At 67.3% G+C, this 21,098-nt stretch carries 21 protein-coding genes; 6 read left to right on the forward strand and 15 right to left on the reverse strand.

The window, feature by feature from the left end:
- Positions 1 to 86: 86 nt before the first annotated feature.
- Positions 87 to 779, forward strand: coding sequence for a TetR/AcrR family transcriptional regulator (locus ACXJ3V_RS14970; RefSeq protein WP_457101123.1), 693 nt, complete (start codon positions 87 to 89; stop codon positions 777 to 779).
- A gap of 41 nt (positions 780 to 820) precedes the next feature.
- The gene (locus tag ACXJ3V_RS14975; protein ID WP_457101124.1) at positions 821 to 1,948 is read left to right on the forward strand and encodes a class I SAM-dependent methyltransferase; all 1,128 of its coding nucleotides are present in this window, start codon (positions 821 to 823) and stop codon (positions 1,946 to 1,948) included.
- Between the two features lie 6 nt (positions 1,949 to 1,954).
- Here the strand turns inward: ACXJ3V_RS14975 and ACXJ3V_RS14980 are convergent, their stop codons facing one another.
- Entirely contained in the window at positions 1,955 to 2,599 is a 645-nt protein-coding gene (locus tag ACXJ3V_RS14980) for a hypothetical protein (RefSeq protein ID WP_457101125.1), read from the reverse strand.
- A gap of 133 nt (positions 2,600 to 2,732) precedes the next feature.
- Between ACXJ3V_RS14980 and ACXJ3V_RS14985 the strand changes: the two genes are divergently transcribed.
- Positions 2,733 to 3,536: an alpha/beta fold hydrolase gene (locus ACXJ3V_RS14985; protein WP_457101126.1), complete on the forward strand. Its 804-nt coding sequence runs from the start codon at positions 2,733 to 2,735 to the stop codon at positions 3,534 to 3,536.
- Here the strand turns inward: ACXJ3V_RS14985 and ACXJ3V_RS14990 are convergent.
- Positions 3,533 to 3,919, reverse strand: a complete 387-nt coding sequence (locus ACXJ3V_RS14990; protein WP_457101127.1) for a DoxX family protein — start codon at positions 3,917 to 3,919, stop codon at positions 3,533 to 3,535. The two genes, ACXJ3V_RS14985 and ACXJ3V_RS14990, sit on opposite strands and share 4 nt — an antisense overlap.
- A 206-nt stretch (positions 3,920 to 4,125) precedes the next feature.
- Between ACXJ3V_RS14990 and ACXJ3V_RS14995 the strand changes: the two genes are divergently transcribed.
- Together ACXJ3V_RS14995 and ACXJ3V_RS15000 are read left to right on the forward strand one after the other, a co-directional pair.
- Positions 4,126 to 6,132, forward strand: a complete 2,007-nt coding sequence (locus ACXJ3V_RS14995) for an ATP-dependent helicase (RefSeq protein WP_457101128.1) — start codon at positions 4,126 to 4,128, stop codon at positions 6,130 to 6,132.
- A 63-nt stretch (positions 6,133 to 6,195) separates the two neighbouring features.
- Positions 6,196 to 7,350, forward strand: coding sequence for a DUF4232 domain-containing protein (locus ACXJ3V_RS15000; protein WP_457101129.1), 1,155 nt, complete (start codon positions 6,196 to 6,198; stop codon positions 7,348 to 7,350).
- Between the two features lie 46 nt (positions 7,351 to 7,396).
- Here ACXJ3V_RS15000 and ACXJ3V_RS15005 read toward each other — a convergent pair whose 3' ends face one another.
- The 8 genes from ACXJ3V_RS15005 to ACXJ3V_RS15040 all read right to left on the reverse strand — a co-directional run bounded on the left by ACXJ3V_RS15005 (position 7,397) and on the right by ACXJ3V_RS15040 (position 13,512).
- Positions 7,397 to 7,684 carry a TraR/DksA family transcriptional regulator gene (locus tag ACXJ3V_RS15005; protein ID WP_457101130.1) on the reverse strand — a complete coding sequence of 96 codons (288 nt, stop codon included), beginning with the start codon at positions 7,682 to 7,684 and terminating at the stop codon, positions 7,397 to 7,399.
- Positions 7,685 to 7,783: 99 nt separating this feature from the next.
- Positions 7,784 to 8,119, reverse strand: a complete 336-nt coding sequence (locus ACXJ3V_RS15010) for a PRC-barrel domain-containing protein (RefSeq protein ID WP_457101131.1) — start codon at positions 8,117 to 8,119, stop codon at positions 7,784 to 7,786.
- 35 nt (positions 8,120 to 8,154) lie between these two features.
- Positions 8,155 to 8,814 carry a hypothetical protein gene (locus ACXJ3V_RS15015; protein ID WP_457101132.1) on the reverse strand — a complete coding sequence of 220 codons (660 nt, stop codon included), beginning with the start codon at positions 8,812 to 8,814 and terminating at the stop codon, positions 8,155 to 8,157.
- 104 nt (positions 8,815 to 8,918) lie between these two features.
- Positions 8,919 to 9,623 carry a glycosyltransferase gene (locus tag ACXJ3V_RS15020; RefSeq protein ID WP_457101133.1) on the reverse strand — a complete coding sequence of 235 codons (705 nt, stop codon included), beginning with the start codon at positions 9,621 to 9,623 and terminating at the stop codon, positions 8,919 to 8,921.
- Positions 9,620 to 10,987: a PIG-L family deacetylase gene (locus ACXJ3V_RS15025; RefSeq protein ID WP_457101134.1), complete on the reverse strand. Its 1,368-nt coding sequence runs from the start codon at positions 10,985 to 10,987 to the stop codon at positions 9,620 to 9,622. The genes ACXJ3V_RS15020 and ACXJ3V_RS15025 overlap by 4 nt, the downstream gene beginning before the upstream one ends.
- Entirely contained in the window at positions 10,987 to 12,120 is a 1,134-nt protein-coding gene (locus ACXJ3V_RS15030; protein ID WP_457101135.1) for an acyl-CoA dehydrogenase family protein, read from the reverse strand. Before ACXJ3V_RS15030 ends, ACXJ3V_RS15025 begins: the two co-directional genes overlap by 1 nt.
- A gap of 894 nt (positions 12,121 to 13,014) precedes the next feature.
- The gene (locus tag ACXJ3V_RS15035; protein WP_457101136.1) at positions 13,015 to 13,158 is read right to left on the reverse strand and encodes a hypothetical protein; all 144 of its coding nucleotides are present in this window, start codon (positions 13,156 to 13,158) and stop codon (positions 13,015 to 13,017) included.
- Positions 13,159 to 13,266: 108 nt separating this feature from the next.
- On the reverse strand, positions 13,267 to 13,512 hold the full coding sequence (locus ACXJ3V_RS15040) for a hypothetical protein (protein ID WP_457101137.1): 246 nt from the start codon (positions 13,510 to 13,512) through the stop codon (positions 13,267 to 13,269).
- Between the two features lie 98 nt (positions 13,513 to 13,610).
- On the opposite strand from ACXJ3V_RS15040, the gene ACXJ3V_RS15045 reads away from it, so the two are divergent.
- Positions 13,611 to 14,138: a hypothetical protein gene (locus ACXJ3V_RS15045; RefSeq protein WP_457101138.1), complete on the forward strand. Its 528-nt coding sequence runs from the start codon at positions 13,611 to 13,613 to the stop codon at positions 14,136 to 14,138.
- A gap of 177 nt (positions 14,139 to 14,315) precedes the next feature.
- On the opposite strand, the gene ACXJ3V_RS15050 is transcribed toward ACXJ3V_RS15045, so the two are convergent.
- The 5 genes from ACXJ3V_RS15050 to ACXJ3V_RS15070 form a co-directional block, all read right to left on the reverse strand.
- Complete coding sequence (locus ACXJ3V_RS15050; RefSeq protein ID WP_457101139.1) at positions 14,316 to 14,972, reverse strand: hypothetical protein; 657 nt, start codon at positions 14,970 to 14,972, stop codon at positions 14,316 to 14,318.
- Between the two features lie 155 nt (positions 14,973 to 15,127).
- Positions 15,128 to 17,065 carry a hypothetical protein gene (locus tag ACXJ3V_RS15055; RefSeq protein ID WP_457101140.1) on the reverse strand — a complete coding sequence of 646 codons (1,938 nt, stop codon included), beginning with the start codon at positions 17,063 to 17,065 and terminating at the stop codon, positions 15,128 to 15,130.
- A 1,159-nt stretch (positions 17,066 to 18,224) separates the two neighbouring features.
- Complete coding sequence (locus tag ACXJ3V_RS15060) at positions 18,225 to 18,392, reverse strand: metallopeptidase family protein (RefSeq protein WP_457101141.1); 168 nt, start codon at positions 18,390 to 18,392, stop codon at positions 18,225 to 18,227.
- Positions 18,393 to 18,664: 272 nt separating this feature from the next.
- Entirely contained in the window at positions 18,665 to 20,296 is a 1,632-nt protein-coding gene (locus ACXJ3V_RS15065) for a tachylectin-related carbohydrate-binding protein (protein ID WP_457101142.1), read from the reverse strand.
- A gap of 386 nt (positions 20,297 to 20,682) precedes the next feature.
- Positions 20,683 to 20,991: a hypothetical protein gene (locus ACXJ3V_RS15070; protein ID WP_457101143.1), complete on the reverse strand. Its 309-nt coding sequence runs from the start codon at positions 20,989 to 20,991 to the stop codon at positions 20,683 to 20,685.
- Between the last annotated feature and the right edge of the window lie 107 nt (positions 20,992 to 21,098).

Below are 21,098 nucleotides of genomic sequence, written 5' to 3' on the forward strand. Positions count from 1 at the left end.
TTACACTGTAAGGTAGCGCGGTATCCGCCGCGCGTCCAGACCCCCGGGCGAATATCGCGCGCTACGGTGAGGAAGGAGGTGGACGGATGCCGGGACGCAGGCTCGCGGAGCGCTCGCCGCTCACGCAGGACAGGGTGCTCGAGACCGCGACCGTGATCGCCGATCGCGAGGGCATCGACGCCCTCACCATGCGCCGCCTCGCCGACGACCTCGGGGTCGAGGCGATGTCGATCTACTACCACCTGCCCAACAAGGACGCGATCCTCGACGGGCTCGTCGAGCGCACCTTCGCCGAGATCGAGACCGAGGTCGGCGGCTTCGGAGCGCAGGGACCCGACGTTCCGTGGGCGCACTCGCTGCGGGCGCGGATCCTCGGTGCTCGCCGGGTGATGCTGCGCCATCCCTGGGTGCCGCAGGTCATGGAGTCCCGCTCGACGCTGGGCCCGACGATGGCCCGCTACGTCGACGGCGGCGTCGCGATCATGCATGCCGGCGGGGTCTCCTTCGACCTCATCCACCACGCCCTGCATGCCCTGGGCAGCCGCCTGTACGGCTTCACCCAGGAGCTCCGCATGGACAGCTCTTCCAGCGACGGCTCGTCCACGCCATCCGAGGACGAACTCGCGAGCATGATCGCACTCGCCCCGAACCTCGCCGCGATGCTGGCCGAGGTCGTGCACGATGACCCCGACTCGACCCTCGGCTGGTGCGACGACCAGACCGAGTTCGAGTTCGGTCTCGACATCCTGCTCGACGGCCTCGAGCGTCGCGCGCGCTGAGCGCACAGGTTCACCGCATACCCGCGGGCTACCGTGGGGACGTGGAATCTCCCCTAGACGCGCTGCGGCGCTGGCCCGACGTCGAGTCCCCGGATCTGCCGGCAGCGGATGCTGCCGACCGGCTCATCCTCGATGAGTCCGCGGAGGCGCGCGCGCAGGTGAGCGCAGGGCGGCTCGTGGTCATCGGCGATGGCTACGGCGCGCTCGCACTCGGGTCCGCGGCCGACGCCTCCGAGCGAGAAGCCGGTGGGCTCGGCATCCGTGTCCACCAGGACACCGTGACCGGGGAACGAGCGCTGGCGGCGAACGCCGAGACGCTCGGGCTCTCCGGCACGTACCGCTCGCTCGCGTTCGACGCTGAACTGGTGCGGGATGCCGAGATCGTGCTCGTGCGCCTCCCCCGGTCGCTCGACGCGCTGCGGGACATCGCCGGTCTGATCGCCGCGCACGCGTCACCTGAGGTGCGGGTGTTCGCCGGTGGGCGGCTCAAGTACATGACGACGTCGATGAACGACGTGCTCCGCGAGCACTTCACCACGGTCGATGTCACGCATGCGCGGCAGAAGTCGCGGGTGCTCGTCGCCCGCGGCCCGCATGACGGTCGTGAGCCGCAGCCGCGGAGCGAGGTGCACGACGGACTCGTCGTGTCGGCGTTCGGCGGAGCCTTCGCCGGTACGGGGATCGACATCGGCACGCGCTTCCTGCTCGAGAGTCTGCCCGCCGACATCCCGCAGGCTGATCCCGCGGTCGACATGGCGTGCGGCACCGGAGTCGTCGCTGCCTGGCTGGCTCGCCGGCATCCGGAACTGCAGGTGTATGCGAGCGATCAGTCCTCGATCGCCGTCGCGTCGGCTCGCGCCACGGCCGCAGCGAACGGCGTTGAGGATCGCGTGACCATCGTCCGCGAGGACGCGCTCTCGGGCCTGCCTGACGCGAGCGCCTCGTTCATCACGCTCAATCCGCCGTTCCACGTCGGCGGCGCCATTCATGAGGGCCTCGCTCCACGCCTGTTCGGCGACGCGGCGCGGGTGCTCCGGCCGGGCGGCGAACTGTGGACGGTATGGAACTCCACCCTGTTCTACCGCCCGGCCCTCGAGCGCCTCGTCGGACCGACGCGTCAGGTCGCGCGCAACAAGAAGTTCACTGTCGCGGCGTCAGTCAAGGCGTAGCGGGGTTCAGGGCGCCGGGGTTGGGGTGGCGGCGTGGGCCGGACCGGATTCCGTCCACGTTCCGCCCTCGCAGCCGTAGAACTGGCCGGCCACGGTGTCGATGTAGATGTCACCGTCGGTCTCGCAGGTCTGGGCGTCTGGCGTGCCCTCGCCGATGAGCACCTGGGTGCCCGCGGTGCCCGGGGCACCCGCCTCGCCGGGCTCGCCGGGCGTGCCCGCCGGTCCCGTCTCGCCGGTCAGGTTCTCGGCGGCGCTGGTGCGGATGTTGCCGACCCACACCCAGTCGTCCTGGAACGCGTACACATCGGCCGTTTTGCGGTCGATGTAGACGTCGCCCTCATAGCCCTTGCCGGACTCAGGCGCGCCGGTTCCGGTACGCACGGCCGAGCCGGCGGGCAGGATCTCCGCGATGATCTCCTCGTAGTCCGCCGATACCTCCTCGCTGGCGCTGGCCGTCGGGGTGGGCGCGGCCTCTTCTTCGTCACCGTCGGCCGATCGCGCGAGCCACGAGCCGAGGAACGCCGCCACGAACGACAGCACCACGACTGCCACTCCGATCCAAATGAGAGCCGTTCGGCTCACGCCGGCCGGCGGTGGCGCGGCGGCTGTGCTGCCGGGAGTGGGTGTGGGGTTGGTCTGGCCAGCGCTCATCGGCGGGTCCTTCCGGGTGCGCCCTGCGAGTCGGGCGATTCGCCGAAAGCCTAGGGGCTGAGTCCGCCGGTTGCCATGATCCGGCCGCGGCGATCTGCACGGACAATAGGACGTGACCCCCAAAGGAGCACCCATGGCCACCCTCACCTCCCCCGACGGCACCCTGATCGCGTACGACATCATGGGCGACGGGCCGGCCGTCATCCTGATCGACGGCGCGATGTGCTTCCGCGGCGGAGGGCCGATGCGGCCGATCGCCGAAGCGCTGAGCGGGCAGCTGACCGTGGTGCTCTACGACCGCAGGGGCCGTGGCGAGAGCGGCGACACCCTGCCATTCGCCGTCGAGCGCGAGATCGAGGACATCGCCGCGCTCATCGACGCCGCGGGAGGCCGGGCCGCGCTCTTCGGCATCTCGTCCGGGGGCGCGCTCGCGCTGCGGGCGGCTGCTGCGCTCGGGCCGTCACGCGTGTCGGCGCTGGCGGTCTACGAAGTGCCGTTCATGCCCCCGAGCGCCCTCGCAGGCGCGGTGGAGTACACCGCGGCGCTCGGCGCAGCGCTCGCCGCCGGCCTCCCCGATGAGGCGGTCGCTGCATTCCTGCGCCGAGTGGGCACACCGGATGCCGGGATCGCGGGTGTGCGCCAGTCACCCGGCTGGCCGGGGATGGTGGCCCTCGCGCCGACGCTCGCCTACGACGACGCCGCGATGGGCGACAGCACAGTGCCGTTCGATCTCGCGGCGGGGCTCAGCATCCCGGCCCTCACCCTGGCCGGCGGAGCGAGCCCGGAGTTTCTCTCGTACGGCGTCAGTACCTTGGCCGAAGCCGTGCCGGGCGCACGGTTCGAGGTGGTCGAGGGGCAGGACCACGATGTCAAGGCGGCCGCGATCGCCCCGCACCTGCTGGGGTTCCTCGACCCGCAGGAGGCCGCCGCCGATTAGTCCTGCGGCTGCGTTCGCGTCGACCAGATCGCCCAGGCCACCAGCGCGGGCTGGAAGAAGAGGCGCACGAGCCGCTTGGTGTCGGTGTCGAGTCCGAAGCCGTCGCGGTGCTTGACGTACTGCTCGACGTTGCCAGGGAAGACCGCGACGAAGAGTGCCGCCACGATCGCGCCGACCGCGCTGCGCGACTTCGGCAGCGCCACGAGTGCGGCGCCGAGCATGACCTCGACCACACCCGAGGCGACGACGACCGCGTCTTTGTCCAGCACCTTGGTGGTGAGGTCGGGCACCTGAGCCTGGAACTCTCCGCGCCCCCAGAACAGGTGGCTCACACCGGCGAACACCAGAGCCAGGGCAAGAGCCCACCGCGCAACATGTCTCATGAGGCCCAGCCAACCACAGCCCAGTGCCCTTCGGCTCAGGTCGGGACGAACCGGAGCGTGGGCGGGGGCCTATCGACGTAGGTGCGTGCGGCACCCGGGAAAGCGGCAGTGTTCGTCGCGCACGCGCAGGAGTCTGGCCCACTTCGAGACGCCCGCGAACTCGTCATAACGGCGGAGTGTCGGGGGTTCTCGTTACCGTCACCTCTGTGGCACTAAGCGATGCACTTGCCGGGCTGGATCCGGCGCAGCTCGAGGCAGTCGAGCACGGCGATGGGCCGCTTGTGGTCGCGGCAGGGGCCGGCACCGGCAAGACGCGCGTGCTCACCGCGCGAGTTGCGCGGCTGCTCGAGGCGGGGGTAGCACCTGAACGGATCCTGCTGCTGACATTCACTCGGCGCGCGGCATCCGCGATGCTCTCTCGCGCTGCGGCCATGTGCGGCGACGCTCAAGCCGCGCAGCGCATGGCCGGCGGCACTTTCCATGCCGTCGCGCACCGCGTCGTCGCCGAGCATGCGCAGCATCTGGGGCTGGCGGACGTGACGGTCATCGATCCCGACGACGTCATCGACCTGATCGACCTGCTCCGCGGGGAGCACGGGCTCGACGGCACCGAGGTGCGGCTGCCCACGACACGCACCATCGCCGACATCGCCTCCCGCGCGATCAACACCGCGACCCCGGCCCGCGCCGTCATCGAAGAGCAGTTTCCGTGGGCGCTCGAGCAGGCCGACGCGGTCGTCGGCCTGCTGCGGCATTACCGCGACCGCAAGCGCGAGCGTGGCCTGCTCGACCTGGATGATCTGCTCATCGCGTGGCGGGCGCTGGTCGCTGATCCCGATGTCGGAGCGCGGCTGCGGGCGCGCTGGGACTGGGTGCTCGTCGACGAGTACCAGGACGTCAACCAGCTTCAGGTGGACATCGTGCGCGGCCTCAGTCCCGACGGCCGCGGGCTCACGGTAGTCGGCGACGACGCACAGGCGATCTACGCGTTCCGAGGGGCGAGCGCCGGCCACCTGCTCGAGCTCATCGACGCGTACCCGGACGCCACCCTCGTGCGCCTCGAACGCAACTTCCGTTCCACACAGCCGATCCTCGACCTCGCGAACGAGGTGCGCCCGGGCGAACTGAGGCTGCGGCTCGTCGCCGACCGTCCGCAGCCGGGCGCCCGACCGACGCTGGTCACCTGCCGGAACGCCGACGACGAGGCCCGCACGATCGCGGACCGCATCCTCGCCGCGCACGTCGATGGCACGCCGCTGCGCTCGCAGGCCGTGCTGATGCGCACCGGATCCCACAGCGCGCAGCTCGAGGTCGAGCTCAAGGTGCGGGCGATCCCGTTCCACAAGTTCGGCGGGATCGGCTACCTGGAGACGTCGCATGTGCGGGACTTGCTGGCGAGCTTCCGAGTGGTGCTCAATCCCGCAGATGAGGTGTCCTGGTACCGCCTGCTCACCCGCCACCGCGCGATCGGCAAAGCGAGTGCACGCGGGCTCGCCAGGATCCTCGCGGACGGGGGCGTCGATCGCACGGCCGACGCGGTCGCGGCGGCCCCGGCGAAGGCGCGCACCCGGCTCGCGTCGACCCTGTCGCTGCTGGGCGCCGTCGACTCCACGACCGCCGTGCCGGAGCTGGTCGAAGCATGCCGAGGCGCGGTGGATCCACTGCTGCGCGCGCACTATCCGGATTGGCACCGTCGGGTGACCGAAGTCGACGGCATCGCTCAGGCCGCCGCTCAACAGAGCGATCTCCGCACGTTCGTCAGTGAGCAGGCGATCGACCCGGTGAACGTCGCCGGCGACTGGGCGAAGCAGCCACATCTCGACGAGGACTGGCTGACCCTGTCCACGATCCACTCCGCGAAGGGGCTGGAATGGGACAGCGTGCACCTCCTGCGCGCGAACGACGGTGCGATGCCCTCGGACATGGCACTCACCTCGCCCGCTGGCCTCGCCGAGGAGGAGCGACTCTTCTACGTCGCTCTCACCCGCGCGCGCGACGACCTCGACGTGTACGTGCCCTCCCAGCTGCCCACGCATCCCACCGCGTTCCTCGCCAAACACGTCGCCGCCAAGCCCAGCAGGTTCCTGACCGAGCCCGCACGCGCTCTCATGGAGTCGGTCAGCACCGCCGCCGCAAACCCCGAGCCTGCGATCAAACGGACCGTCGCGGCTCCACGCGTGCGCACGGACGCGTTCGACGAGCTCTTCGCCTGAAGGCGAGGGCTCACCCCGGACACCTCGCGGATCGGAACGGCGGATGAGTCAGGATGAGAGGCGATGCGCACATCAATCAGCCGCCGCCTGCTCGCATCGAGCGCTCTCGCGGCCGCACTCTGGCTCCTGTTCGCCGTCGTCCGCTGGGCCTTCTCGCAGATCCAAGGGTCCGCGGCCCAACTCGCCCTTCTGGTGCCCGAGGTGGTGCCGTCGGGACTGATGTGGGGCGAAAGCGGTCTGTGGCTGATCCTCACGCTCGTCATCAGCGGGATCGCAGTCGCGCTCGCGCATGCGTTGTTCACCGCGGCCGCGAGCCGGGGCAGCACAACGCTGGTCGCAGCCTGGTTCGCGACCGTCGCAGCGGGCGCGCTGGTCGGGCTTGCCCTGGACATCGCCGGCGCCTGGGGATCCCTCGCCACCTTCGGACCACGCGGGCTGCTGGTCGGCGAGTTCGGCGCCGCCGCAGCATCCGGCGCCGTGTGGGGGCTGGCGGTGGGGTGGATGCCAGGCCTGGTCGCCCGCACGCCGGCTCCCGTTGGGGCCGGCGCAGAGGAGCCGATGACGCGGACGCGGCGACCCGCCTGGCTCCTGCCGGCCGCGGCCGTCGCCGTGATCGCTGTGGTCACGACCGGCGTGGCGGCCGACAACGCGCGCACTGCCGCGATCGAGGCGGATACCGCCGCGCGGCAGGAGGCTGAGGCGGCCGTCACCTTCGGCGCCATGCCTGACCCCGACGCGCCAGGAGTGCCGGTGCCCGATAAGGCGGACGCCTCCCCCGACCTGGACCCGGAGTGGTGCACGCCCGAAAAGGCGATGCTGCTGAAGGGCGAGCCCGATGCGGCGACCGGGCACCGCGGCCTGCCGATCCGGCTGATGAACTTCTCGGACGAACCCTGCGTGATCGAGGGGTACCCCGATGTGGCGTTCGGCGACCAGAACCAGCACCTGCTCGCGGTGACCGTTGAGCAGGGCGGGTCGTTCATGGCGCAGGACTACGGCCCCCAGCGCATCGAGGTGCCCGCCGGCGGCTACGCGGTGTCTGTTCTGGGGTGGGATGCCGCGTCCCCGCATGGTGCACTCGTCACGAAGACCGTCTACGCCGCGCCTACCGCCGGCATGACCCGAGGCTCCTGGCCAATCGATCTCGACATCGTCGAAGGCTCGACCGTCGCCATCACCGCCTGGGCGATCGACGCGAACTCTGCACCCGCCGGGTGAACGCTGCCGGGCGGTCTCCCCGGTAAACAGCGGTCTGCGTGAGGGGTCAGCCGCCGACCCGCTCCGCGCAGGGCACGCAGCGCCTCGCAACTGGTCGCACCCGCAGCCTTTCCATCGGGATGCTTCGACCGCATCCCTCGCATCGGCCGTAGTCGCCGGAGCTCCACCGGGTGAGTGCCTCGTCGATCTCGGCGAGGTCACGCTCGGCGGCCAGGCGACGAGGAGCGCGCCACGGGATGCGTGTGAAGGAACGGTGCTCATCGCCTTCGAGCTGAGGCTCTGGAAGTCCCAGTCCTCGTCGCGAACCGCGTCTGCTGCCAGCCACTCCACCCATCCATCCTGGGATAGTGGCTCGCAGCGAGCAGGCTACTTGCCTCTCCGCCGGCGGCGACCCGTTCGACTGCCCGCGGCATCCGCTACGGCGACGACGGTGTCACCGCTCGGCAGGCTGGTCCGGGCTGATCCGACGGTAGTAGGCGAGCAGGCTTGCCTCGTCGACGCTGGACAGTTCACCGTCGTCTGCGATCCGAGGAGCGTTCTTCACAGCGTCCTTCGAGTAGGGCAGGTGCAGGTTCCCGCCCACCTCGTCTGCGTGCTCCACCGGGACGAAGGAGTGGGACGTGCCGAAAAGCCCACTCTTGACCGTCGCCCAGGTCGGCGTGCCAGTCGCGGGATCGACGAAGATCTGACCCACGGTGCCGATCTTGTTGCCGTCGGCATCTGTCACGTCGACACCGACCAGGCTGGCGCTGTTCTGGCTGCTGATCATTTCAACTCCGCTCCGCTCATTGATCCGCGACCGCACTAGCGGCCGAGGCCGACCCTGTCGACCTTGCGGTGGTAGCGCATGCCGGCCATGCCGCCGAGGATCGCACCGACGAGAGTGACCGCGGCAGCGCCGAGCGCGGTCAGGATGCCGGTGAGCGTCGCGGTCTCGGGTGTCACGGGGATGCGGGGGAAACTGTTGAGGTTGCCGAGGATGTCCCACTGACTGCCCGCGAAGGCGGTGATGATGGCGACGACGATGGCGATCGCAACGGCCCAGATCCACACCGCCAGTCCCTGCTTGATCCCACTGAAACGTGCCATCCGCCCGGCGACATATCCGCCCGCGAAGTAGGCGATGAACAGGACCAGCCCCAGCACGATGGCGCTGATGATCCCGACCAGAGCGGGGTTGTCGGCCGCGGCGCCCGCGGCCCCGTCAACAGACCCGTCGAGGCCCAATCCGAGGGCTGCGCCGATCGCGGCGACGAGTGCGGTGAGGATGACGGCGGTTCCGGTGGCGGTCAGCCAGCCGAAGAAGGCGGAACCGAACTTGAAACCGCCGAACTCGGCTTGTTCGCGGGCCAGGACATCCCGCTGCAGGGTGTGTTTGGGGTCCACCGGGACAGCGGCGCCGGTCGAGGTCGCGTCATAGAGCGGTGCCCCAGGCTGCCGCGGTTCGGAGATATCTGAGCTCATACCGACAAGCTATGCGGCCGCCCCCTCGACTGCCGGGTGGGTTGTCACGACCACCTGATGCGCGTACCCTGAGTGCCCCATTGGCCCAGGCAACGTGCGAATGGCTACCGCAAGATCTCCGCCTGAGCGCGCAGATAGCCGGCGTACCCGGCGGGGGTGCGGCCGATGAAGCGTCCGGAGGTGAGCACCTCCGCCGTCGCGCTCGCGCGAAGGTTCGCACCGAGCAGCAGGCAGCGCCGCACAAGTTCGACGTCCTCGTGCTCCTCGACCGCCTCGAAACCGCCTGCGGCAGTGTAGGTGCTCGCGCGTATACCAAGGCTGGCACCGTGGACGTGCCCATTCGGAGTGCCGGAGGAATGCGTGCGCACCCAGTGTCGCTGGTGGCGTGGACTGAGGTCGGCGAAGTCGGGGCGGACTGTGCCGATGAAGACATCTGCGCCGGACGCTGCCAGCTCGCACTGTGCCACGATCCAATTGGGAGGAACCGCGGAGTCCGCGTCGGTGTTCGCGATCCACACTCGCTGGGGCGGGATGTGACGAAGCTCCTGCATCGCCGCCTCGATGCCTCGCGCCCGCGCGTCGCCGACTCGCTCCGCCGAGATCGTCATGGTCGGGAACTGATGCGCCTCCGCGATCAGCCTCGACCCATCGGTGCAGCCGTCGAGCACGATCCGCACCACGCAGCGGATGCCCCGGCGCGCGGCCGTCGCTGCGGCCACGCTGAGAGCGCTCAGGCACCGATCGAGCAGCTCCGCTTCGTTGTGCACCGGCACGGCCACGACCACCGTCGTCACGCCGGGAATCGTCACACCAGCCCCTCTCGTTGAGCGACCGAGCGGGCAGGGGTGCGACTGAACACCTCGAGGATGAAGTCCTTCTCCTCGTGGCGGACCGTGCTCTCCCAGGCGGCGCTTGCACGCAACGCGGCATGCACCTCCTCTCCTGTTTGCGGGTACTCCGCGACGGGGTGTCGCCAATGACAGGCCACGAGGCATCCGTCATCTGTCAGACAGCCCTCGATGAGGTGAATTGTGCGGGCCAGATCGGCGGTCGACAGGTAGTAGCCGACCTCCGAGAGCACGACGGTGTCGTACCTCCCACCAGGCCAGTCGTGCGGCACCTGACCTTGTACGAACGTCACGCGATCGTCGTCGACCCGCGCTCGAGCCGCATCAACGGCCGACTCGACCGGGTCGAGCGCGACGACCCGGGCGGCGCGGGCGGCGAGTTCTCGCGTGATGAGTCCCGTCGAGCAGCCGATCTCGAGCACATCGCCGATCTCCGCCTTCGGCAGCGACGCCATCAAGACGCTGCGCTTCCGCTGTTCGTACCACCGGGTCTCGAACCCCCAGGGATCCTCATGCCGTTCGTAGAACTCCTCGAACCACCCTGCGGTCATGGAGACCGCACTCCGCGCGGGCGGCTCGATGAGGAACAGCTCAACGCCGCGTTCGAAGTGCACGCGCATGTCGGCGTGCACCACCGCCTCATCGCCGGGGGCTGGGGACAGCGGTGCGATCTGGGACGCGTGTCGGTCGATGGCCGCCTGCTTGGACGCGACCTCGTCCGCCGTGAGCGTCAGCATCTGCGCGGACCCCCACGGCACATCATCGGGTGCGCCCCAATGCCACAGCCAGATCGGGTATCCCACGTGACGGATGCCACGCGCGTCGCAAACTCGGGCGACCGCCTCCGCCGCGACCCGGTGATCGCGGTGGCCGTCGCCCGACCATGGGGCCACTACGAGCAGGTCGCCACCGCGACCCTCGTGACGGTCGAGAGCCTCTGCGATCGCCTCGACCAGGCGGTCGCTGTGCTCGCGCAGAGCACCATCGGGGATCCCCAGGAAGTGCAGGCGCGTGCCGTCGGCGAGGGTGGCGACGGCACGCTCGACTTCCGACCGGCGCAGGGTGGCGATCTGCTCCCGAGTGTGGGTCGGTGACGCCGGATGCGACGCTTCGCCGTCGGTCGCTACGATCACGGCGACCCGGCCTCCGCGCCGGTGTACTCGGCGGATGAGTCCCGCAGCGCCCAGCGTCTCATCGTCTGGGTGCGCAGCCACGACGACGAGCCCATCGACGGGCAGGTGGAGTTCGGGGCCGTGGAGGGTTCGCGGATCGCCGCGCCACACCGCTTCAGGCGTTCCTGCATCCAGATGGCTGAACGTGCGCATCACGAGTCCGCAGCCACGAGCAGCCGGCCGATGCGCGCGGCATCGCGCAGGCCGTGGTGCTGCCGCAGATACAGATGCAGATCCGCCACCCGCCGGGCATGGTCCTCGTCCTTCACGAGGGGACCTGGGCCGAGCGCGGCATCCGCCTCGGCGAGCGTCAACGTGGCGGCGTCGACGACCACGGCCCGTACGCGCTCCGCCAGAATTCGCTCATCCAGCTGTGGCGGAACGCCCCGGTCGATCAGGTCCGCGGCCTCGGCGAGCGTGGCGCGCGCGGCCCACAGTGCGGCATCCACACGGCCCAGATGAACCAGTGCGAGCTGGTCTGCGCGCTGCGATCGCGCTGGCTCGAGGAGCGCACTCGCGACTCCCCGCGCCGCCCCCCACCAGCACGCGGCGACCGACATCCCGCCCCACGCGAAACCCCGGCGCGACAGGTACCACCCTGGCTCTCCGACGGGAACTGCCGGGACATCTTCGAAGTCGACCGGACCGCTGACCACGTGCGGCAATCCGCGCGCGAACCACTCGTTCCCCCGGGGATGCACACCCGGCCCGCGCAGATCCACGGCGAACAGCTGCCGATGGGACTCGTCGATGAATGCCGTCACCAGAGCATGCGAGAGCTCACCGGCGAGCGAGCACCACGGCTTAGACCCCCGCAGCACCCACCCTGTCCCGGTGCTGATCGCCTCGAGCCGCGCGCCGCCTGACTCCGCCGCGAACACGCCCCACGAGGAATCACCGTCTGCGGCGACCCGCTCGAGTTCCCACGGATCCCGGTGACGAAACAGATCCGTCCCCGCCTGGTGCAGGATGCTGAGCGCGTCGAGATGCGGCTCGAGCATGCGCGCCGCCGACACATTCCGCATCGCCACCCCTGCCAGCAGTTCCCACAACCGCTTCGTCTGGCCCTCGCCCACCAACGGAGCACGCCGCCCCACGTCGACACACCACTCGAGCGTGCCCGCGACATCCGTCCCCAGCATGGCTTGATGCTTCGCCGAGGCGAGTGCCGCGGTGAGCATGGAATCGTCGTCGCCGGCAGGACTCAGCGCACCGGCGACCGTGGCCGCGCCCGGTGTGGATGTGCGGCTTTCGGCGCGAGCACGGGAATTCGCGGATGCGATCATCGGGCGTACCTCCCCCTCGACGGTAACCGCGCGGCTGCTCGCCGCCGGGGCCCTTGACAGATCCGTCCAGCTCCTGATGAGCGAATCGCCTGACGGTCTCATCTGGGCCATGCTGTCCCTGATGTCCTCCGTTGTCTCAATGCGGAGGCACGAAAAGAGCCCCGAACCTGCAGTTCTCTGCAGATCCGGGGCTCAAGGTGGGCCCGTTGGAGCCGTCCGAGTTGGGGGACTCTAGAAGTCCCAGTCCTCGTCGCGAACCGCGAAATCATGCGGAAGAACCAGGTCGGCGCGCAGGTCGTGCCTGCTGCGTGCCACTCGCGGCAGAAACTGCGTAAGCCTTCCGACCGCGAATCCCACAGCAGATTTTAGTCGACGCGGACCTCGATGCCCAGAGGTGTCAAGCCTGGCTGACTCACACGAAGTGTTGGAACCAAGCAGTACGGGAATGGTCCGAGCCCGCGACCTCGATGGTTCTGGAGTCGATAACCGTTGAACAATCAGTGGCGCATCGATTGTCGACCGTAAACTGCACCAACGAGTTGAACACGACCATGGCCGTCGATCGCAAGCCATCTCACATCGTCAGATCCCGGACAGCCATCGCTCAGTTGATCGCTCGGGTATTGCGTAGCACGATGCCCTGAGCGGATCGGTTGGCAGGCGGACACGCAGTCGCGTACATCCGAGGATCGGCTTACGCGCGGTCGACGACTAGCGTCAACTACTCATCGCCCTCCGCTGGCGACTCCGGCGCCATATCAGCTGACTGCAGGTAGTGGGGATCAAGGAGCCCTCCGACCAGACTGCTTGCGGATGTTCCCTCACCTCGACGACCCGAGACCTCGATGGCCAGTCGAGGTCTCGGGTGACGGGCGGGCCCGGTCGATTCGGTAATCAGCCGCTGAAGGTGCCCTTGATGGCGAGGAATGCACCGCTCGTGAGATCTTCAACGCTTACGTTCGACCACTCGAACGAGACCAGCGTTGCGGTCTGCCCGTTCGGGCAATCGAGCACAGTTGCGGCAGCCGGAACGCTCACCGACAGCGAGCCGACGAGGTTGCCGTTCTGACCGGCTGTGAAGACGCCGCTCTCGGAGACATCCGAGTTGATGGTGGCCTTCTTGGGATCGTTCGGGTTGTTTCCGCCTCAGTTGATGCACTGGTAATCGGCAACAACATGAGCGGTGACCTGCACGTCCTCGACGGCGCCCGATGAGAGGCCCGCTTCCTTGAACTGGACGACGAGCGACGTGCCCTCGACTGACGCGGTGGTGGCGTTCTTGATGAAGTGCGGGCTGCCGCCGGCAAGAGCGGGTGCGGAGCCGGCGAACACGAGTGCAACGGTGGCTGCGAGCGCGAGGAGCGCCCGGCGAATAGTGATGCGTCCTTTCACTGGATCTGGAGTGGACGACGTGGCCATACGGATTCGCGACCGCTCCGGCCTCCGGCAGGCTTCTCACCGCCGGGATCGAAGACGCGTTCCGCGAAGGGATGAGCCAGATCGGTGGGATCCCGGGCGTCCGCACTGTTGCCGGCGCCTCGCCTCAACCGCAGGACTTTGGCGCGGCGGCGGTGGTCTACGCAGCCAACCTGGAGACCGTGCGGGCATCCGTTGCGCTGCTCGACGAGCCGTTCGGCCCGACGACTCTTCTCGTCGAATACGAATCGATCGACGATGCGCTGGCACTTGCCGAGAGCCTGGGCGGGAGCCTCACCGCGACGGTTCACTCCGAGACGGACGAGGTCACGCGGACAATGGCGGACCGGCTCGTCGGATTCGCCGGCCGGGTCCTCTTCGCCGGATGGCCAACGGGGGTCGCCGTCACCTGGGCGCAGAACCATGGCGGCCCGTGGCCGGCATCAACATCTACGGACACCTCTGTCGGTCCTACGGCGCTGCGCCGGTTCCTGCGCCTGGTGGCGTACCAATCCGCTCCATCCGAACTGCTGCCTGACGAACTTCACGACGTGAATCCCCTGCGCATACCCCGTCGCGTCGACGGGGTACTCACCCGCTGAGACCTCCCCTGGACGGGCGACAGAGTGTCCTTCGGAGGGACCGGCATATGGGCGGTGGTAGACCGCCTCACAGCGTGGTCAACCGCCGGCGGGACCGCGGATACCTCGGGCGACGCGACACCTCGCCACAGCGCCATCCGGGGCGGTGTCGGCTCGGAGCACGCCAGCATCGGTGACCTACTGGGCGAGATGGGCGAGAAGTTTCTTTAAGAGGTTCTCGAGGCTTTCCTTCGTCGGGTCCTGCGGGCTGGCGGGCTCCTCGGGCGGCGCGGTCATCGTGGCCGGCACGACGGGGGTATTACTGATCGCTGACATTTCAGGGTCGACGGGAAACCACTCCCGCACGCCGGGGCTGACCGCGGCAACTGTGAGCAGTGCGCGCAGGGAGGAGATGATCGTCGCCAGATCCGACTGGGCCTGGACCGCCGTTGCGAGCCTATTCGCCCGCCTTGCGAGGGCAACGGTCTCCTCCGACTTCCCGTTGATCGCAACCATTTGCCGTGCGTCCTGAATCGCGGCGTCAGCGGACTCCCCGATGATCTGAGCGCTCGCGAGCGCAGTGCCGAGCACTCCGTCGCGCTTCACCCTGAGGTTTGCGTAACGCGCCGACGCGGCATCCCGCTCGGCATTCGCCGTGTCGACTGCCCGCTTCAGTTCGGCGATCTTGTCGGCGGTCGCCGCTGGGTCGGCGTTTGCCGCTGCCGCCCGTTCCGCTCGCTTGGTCTCAAGTACTGTGCTGGCGGCGGAGGACTTGCGCTCGGCCTCGTCGACCTTCTCCGGCAAATGGGGCGCTTCAGCGCAGACCGCAACGAGCACTTCGGATGCCGCAGCCACGGCCCGAGCGGCGTCTGCGGTGATAGGCGCCAGGTCATCGTCGGGACGCTGGGGATGAAGCGGCCTCGACGCTGCTTCCGCGAGTTTGGTGGCTGCGTCCCTGACGGCGGTGGCGGCCGCCGTCAGTTTGTCCCAAGGCTCCCGTTGTTCCGACATCATTCCTCCATCTGAGGGGCCGCCAACCACCAATTGGCCGATCGGTAGCACGCTAACGCATAGGCCACATCGGGGTCGTGGGCGAAGTCGCCCGAAACCGCGAGGGCTGCATCTTCGCAATCAAACCGACGACGCAGAGCGAGGACGCCGGGCTCAGGCCGATTCGCCCGTTCCTCCCATGCCTTCTTCTCCTGACCGAATGGTGGGAGACGCAATATCGGGGGGATGCCGGTCAACTCTCGCGCGCGACGGAACTCGTCGATGAGGAGGAACTGCCGCCGACGCGCTCTCGTCACGCTCGACTCGTCGGTGCGCTTGACTGACTGCACCCGGATCCTCAGGCGGCGCATGCGGATTTCGGTGTCGATGAGTTCGATATCGCCCAGTGCAGCAAGATTCGCCTCCACTGCGGCGTACGCCTGCAGTAGACGCGGCAAGAGGCCGTTGGCCAGAAGCGACTTCTCTGGAATGTTGCGGGCCGCCGTCGGAATGAGCGCCGGGCCGAAACCGTCGTCGATCTGCGGGATCCATTGCGGATCATCCACATGCGGGAGTCGGGCGAGTTCGTTCTCGATCGCCGCGAGAAGTGCACGGCGATAGCTCTCATGCGGGCCTCGATCGCCAGCGAGGTGGATCGCCGGGTTGCGGTAGACGAAGTTCGCCCGGGTCGCCCATACCGCGCGATTACTCGGATCGAGCGTGAGCGCGAGTTCGAGAATCTCGACGGCCTTCGCGCGAGATGCCGCAGAAGCGGCGAGCGTCGTGCTCGCGAGGTAATGCAGACCAATGGCCTGACCATCGGTGGCGCCATAGAGCTTGGGGTCGAACTCGGGTCGGTACCGGGTTCGTAGTGTGGCCACGAGCTCACCCGCTACCAGAGCCGCGAGACGTTCGGCAATTGGCACTTCGTCGATCCCCGCGAGCGGATGTGGCTTTGCCACTCGGATCCGCTTGGCGGTCATCAGCTTGCCGTTTCGCGAGATCGTGATCGACACCGCGTCGTCTGACTCGTTCTCGGCCGAAAGTACCCAGGGAGTCGTACCGAAGATCGCGCGAAGCGTTGCCTGAACCACCTTGACAAAGGTGTTGTCCGACAGTTCGGCAACCCCCTCGGCAGCTGTTGTCAAGTCGGTGCCAACAGGTATCTCTATTCCTCGGTTCTTCCCGCCGGCAAGACCGTTGATGGCAGCCATGAGCTGGCTGGAATCGAGGCCTTTGCCGTCGTCGCTGCCCTTGAGGTTGAGCGTCACCCGGGGCGCTGACGCGAAGACGAACGACCAAACCCAGATCGCGAACACCGACAGCACCAGGAAGAAGAACCACCAGCCGCCGCCGAAAGTCGCAAGCGCCGCCGCAAACTGCGGGGCGAAGGGTGCATCTGGAGTGTACGGTGCCTTCGGGCCGCCTCCCTGCATGAGCCAGACCCCTCGCAGCATGACCGCGGAAGGCACCACGACGGAGAGCGCTAGTCCGATGCCCACCGCAAGGCGCCGCGTGCTCCGGTGCTGAAACTCACCCCGCTTCGGATCCCGGAACGGCGGAACGAACGCGAGGATCCTCCCTAGCGCAATGAGCGCAAACACGAAGGCAGCCCAGAACGCGACCATCGCTGTGATCGGCGTGAGCACGTCTTTCTGGAACTGTGCCCACCACTCACCGAAGTCCTTCGGAGTTACAGACGTTGCCGGGGTCTTGGGCTCGACCAGGCACGCGAGGATTGTGGCCGAATCCGTCGGCTGACCGGCATCCTCCAGCAGTCGCTCGGCCTCGCGGATCTGTGACGCCGTCGAGGGAGCCTCGATCGACTTGAGGAGCTCACACGGATCTATTTCCGCCGCTGACGCCTGCGACGGCGTTGCGAAAGCAAACATGCAGAACACCATCATCACGGCCAGCGTGACCGCGCCGCCGTGGATCGGATTCCTCGATCGTGGCATCGTCCCCCAACGTTGCTCCCCGTACCCGAGGTTGAGGCAATGATGGCGGACCTCGCACGCGACGGTCAAGCCCTCTCGGCGGTAGGGCGACAAGCCCATACATTGCACGGGCAAATTTCGGTGTCGAGTCGTGCCCGTTGGCACGGGGCCCGATCAAGGACAGGAACCGCGCACGGTCCTCATCGCGGCGCAGATTACAGCGACCACTCCTGGGCCGCGCCTCGGCTTGACATCCAGCATGAGCAGATCTCGAGCACAGCCCTCCGACGGATCAGTGAATCAGCGCCTGGCAAACACACGTGACGTCCTAGTCCGCGCGCACATCCCGCGGAGGCGGACGGGCATGGGCCTTCTCTCTTCGATGTGGTGGTGGCGAATGAAGCCCTACAAGACAGTTCGCCAGACAACTCCGCGAAGTATTCACCACCGAAAAAGCTAGCTAGTTCCTGTTTGTGTTGACCGCCGCCAACCCGCCGATCGGAACTGCGAGGTACTTTTATCCTCTGATCAGGGCTTTTTCTCAGAAGTCCCAGTCCTAGTCAAGAGCGGGGAAATCATGCGGAAGAACTATGTCGGCGCGCAGGTCGTGCCTGCTCCGTGCCACTCGCGGCGGATAATGCGTCAGCCTGCCGACCGCGAATCACACACCAAGATTTTAGTCGACTCGGACCTCGAAGCCCAGAGGGTTTACACGATTGACCGACACGACCTTCGTTCGCCATCGGGCCATCTCGGGGGTTTCACGAGTCGATAATCGATGGAATTCTGGGTGACGCATCGAGTGTCTGCGTCGCCACGGCGCGGGCGATCGACGCCACGCGAGCGCGGTTGCCTCCCCTCGGTCGACCTCAGCGTCGGCCACCCATCGCAGTTATGGGACGGTCATCGTGCATCTCATCGCGCGGGCCATACGTTCGGCCACACCAGACAGAATCAGGTGCCTCGTCGAGATGCGTCCTCAAATCCGTCAGAGGACCCGGTGCGGGCTAGCGGAGTCGTTCATCACCTCACTGCGCGCTCTCCACGATCGGGTCTGGACGCGGCTGCGCGGCGCTGAGCGGGCACGGCCCGGCACCCCGCCATCCATGCGCCCCGCTGCCCGAGGTGGCGGCGTGATATGCCCACCGAGCTCCTGCAGCCGGGCATCGTCGAGCCCAAATTAGTGACCGATGTCGTGCACGAGCGTGATGTGCACCCGCTTACGCAACGCGTCGAGGTCGGCGCCGTGCTCCTGCATGTTGTTCTTGTTCAACGTGATCCGGTCAGGAAGCTCGCGCGCGGAGTGAGCGCCGAGGAGGAAGGAGCGCAGTTCCGCTACCGCTATCACGGCCGCCGCCTCCTTGTCCGCGGGGCGACTATCTCTTTCTCGTCCCGGACCTGTGGTCGCCCAACGCGTCCACCTATTTGATCCCGCTCGACGACGACGCCTTCCGATTCCGTTTTCGATTCCTGCCCGACGCCGACGGACACAGTAATAGCCAATACTCGCCTAGTGATCCCTCACGTCTCACCGCGAACGATGTCAGCGCGTCGACGGCCGCCATGCGGTGCGTAGGCGACTCGGTAGCGGGGGCGCCTCTCGTTGCAATCGCGCGAACGTCAGCGAACGGGATCTGGCGTTGTTGGCATGATCGCGAACACCTTCGCGAAGTGCTGCCATCCGGAGCCGATGGTTACAGCCGTCTCCCACCGGTCCTTCAGCCGCCCAAATCCCACGCCACCGTCGGTCATTCCTAGGTGCTTGTACCAGATCAGAGCCCCGTCGGGACGAATGCCCAGGATGACTCCATTGCCGACGGGGACGATTTGCTGGAACTGATTCCAGCCCGTACCGACCCCTCGTGGCGGATACCAGTCCTTGGCGCCTGTCTCGAAACCCTTCTGCTGGTACAGCAGAAGGGTGCCGTCGGCCTGAACGGCGTAGACGGCACCGCCGCCGAGGGAGAACACGTCCTTGAAGTCACCCCAACCCGAGCCGACTTCTTTCGCCTCGCTCCATTGGTTGCTTCCGTCCCGGTAGCCCAGGTGGCGATACCAAAACAGCTTGCCATCGTCCCGGATTGCGTAAATGACCCCGTCACCGCCAGCGAAGATCCGCTTGAAGGACCAACCATGGCCGACCTCAATGCCGCCCTTCCATTTGAACTCACCCGAGTTGAAGCCGTCATGCTGAAACCACATCAGCTTGTCATCAGAGGTGAGGACGTAGAACCTGTTCCCGCCCGCAGCGATCACGTCCTTGAGGCCATTCCAGCCCACGCCGACGGTGCGCGGACCTTGCCAGACCGCCGCGTTGGAGTCCTTGCGATACCAGACAAGTTCACCGTTGGGTTGGACTGCGTAAACCCACATCGGCTGGAAGTCGGGCGGCGAAGCGGCAAACGTTCCGACGTTGCCGGTGGGCGGGAACGGTTCACGCATGTCAGGAGCAGACTGAGGGGGGCCCATGATCTGCCACATCTGCTTCCAGACCGGCATGATCGGAGCGTCGGCACCCTCCGGAGTCGAGGTCACCCACATCCACCCCGTGGACGGCTTGCCCGCCACATAGTTGGCGCGCGTTAACGCGTGAACTCCGACCAACGCATATCCGCCAAGCACCCAGGCAAATGATGGACCGCCGCTGTCGCCGCCGGCGATCATCTGGCCGTTCTCGCTCGGATACCAGTAGAGCTCGCCATCGTTGCGGTTGACTCTTGCGTAGCCCATTCGATACTTGCCGTCCAGAAGTGACGGAGTCGCGGCTGCGCCCTCCCCCGAGGCGAACTGGTAGATCCCTCGCCCGAAGACAAGCAGGTGCGCCCCGCGCGGGTCCCCGAAAAGCGGGAACTGACCACCCTGGAAGACCAGACGCTGGTAGCCGGTTGTGGATCCATGCACGGTGAACGGTGCTGCGAGCTGGACCAGAGCAATGTCGTAAGGACGGAAGGTAACGACCCGCACCGCTTGCCGCGTCTGGGCTGAATCCCAGCCGGCGGTAAGGGTCATGCTGGCGATCGGCTTGAGCATGTTCTGGCCAGGCCGGGTCGGATCAGGAGTCATATTGCCGGCCGCGTCTGTGAGCTCGACACAATGGGCCGCAGAGACGACCCAGTCGTTGCGCAACAGCGATGCGCTGCACGAGCCGCTCCCATCCCCATACGCCAGCAACCCAAAATCCTCGATGAGCTCGTCTCTGACGATGACCCCGGCCACAAGAGGTTGGCGGACGGTCCCGATGTTTTCGGCCATGGCGTAGCTCCGTTGGTTTGGTTTCCTGCGCAAATGCGGATGCTGGTGGGCGTCACTATTCGACGCGAGAGGCCGCGAGATCCGGGACGCTCTGATCGGGCGCGCGCCGATGGATTAACACTCGGCGGTCGAAGGAAGTCCAAATAGGACTCCCTGGGCCAACGCGCGGATCCCCCAACGCGCTCAGGGTCCCACGGGGGTAAAGGAGTGTCAATGACCCCGGCTGATGAGTCGTGTGTACAGCCACAGGAAGAGGACCATATGGTTGGCGTCGAACGAACGTGCTGTGGGTGGCGTGACTGACTCAACGACACGCGTGAAGCTCCTCGGCGGACCGCTCGCCGGATATCACCTCCGCGAAGTATTCGCCGCCGAGCGAGCTACAGCTAGTTCCTGTTTGTGTTGACCGCCGCCAACCCGCCGATCGGAACTGCGAGGTAGGCGATGACCGCTTGCGCCGCTTCGAGCCACGCCGGCAAGACACCCGTCACCCCGAAACCCGCGACGATCGCCCCGACAGCGATCGCGAGAAACGCATACGTGCTGTAGATCCATCGCCGCGCGGCTGKGCTCTTGACCACGACACCAAGGCCGGGTGCTAGCAGGCCCGGGTTTACTGCCTCAACCACCGCCTTCTGCTGATCCGGAGCAAGATTCTCGAATTGCGCCTTCGCGGGTTCGCTCGCGGCCGCCATGTTTGCCATTTTGCCCCCAGAGTAATTGGGCGCCCACGATGGTCGGCGTCATTTGATGCTGATATTCCTGGTAGGACGGCAAATCGTCAAGAGCATCCCGCCACATG

The sequence above is a fragment of the Microbacterium sp. P5_E9 genome (assembly GCF_054049175.1).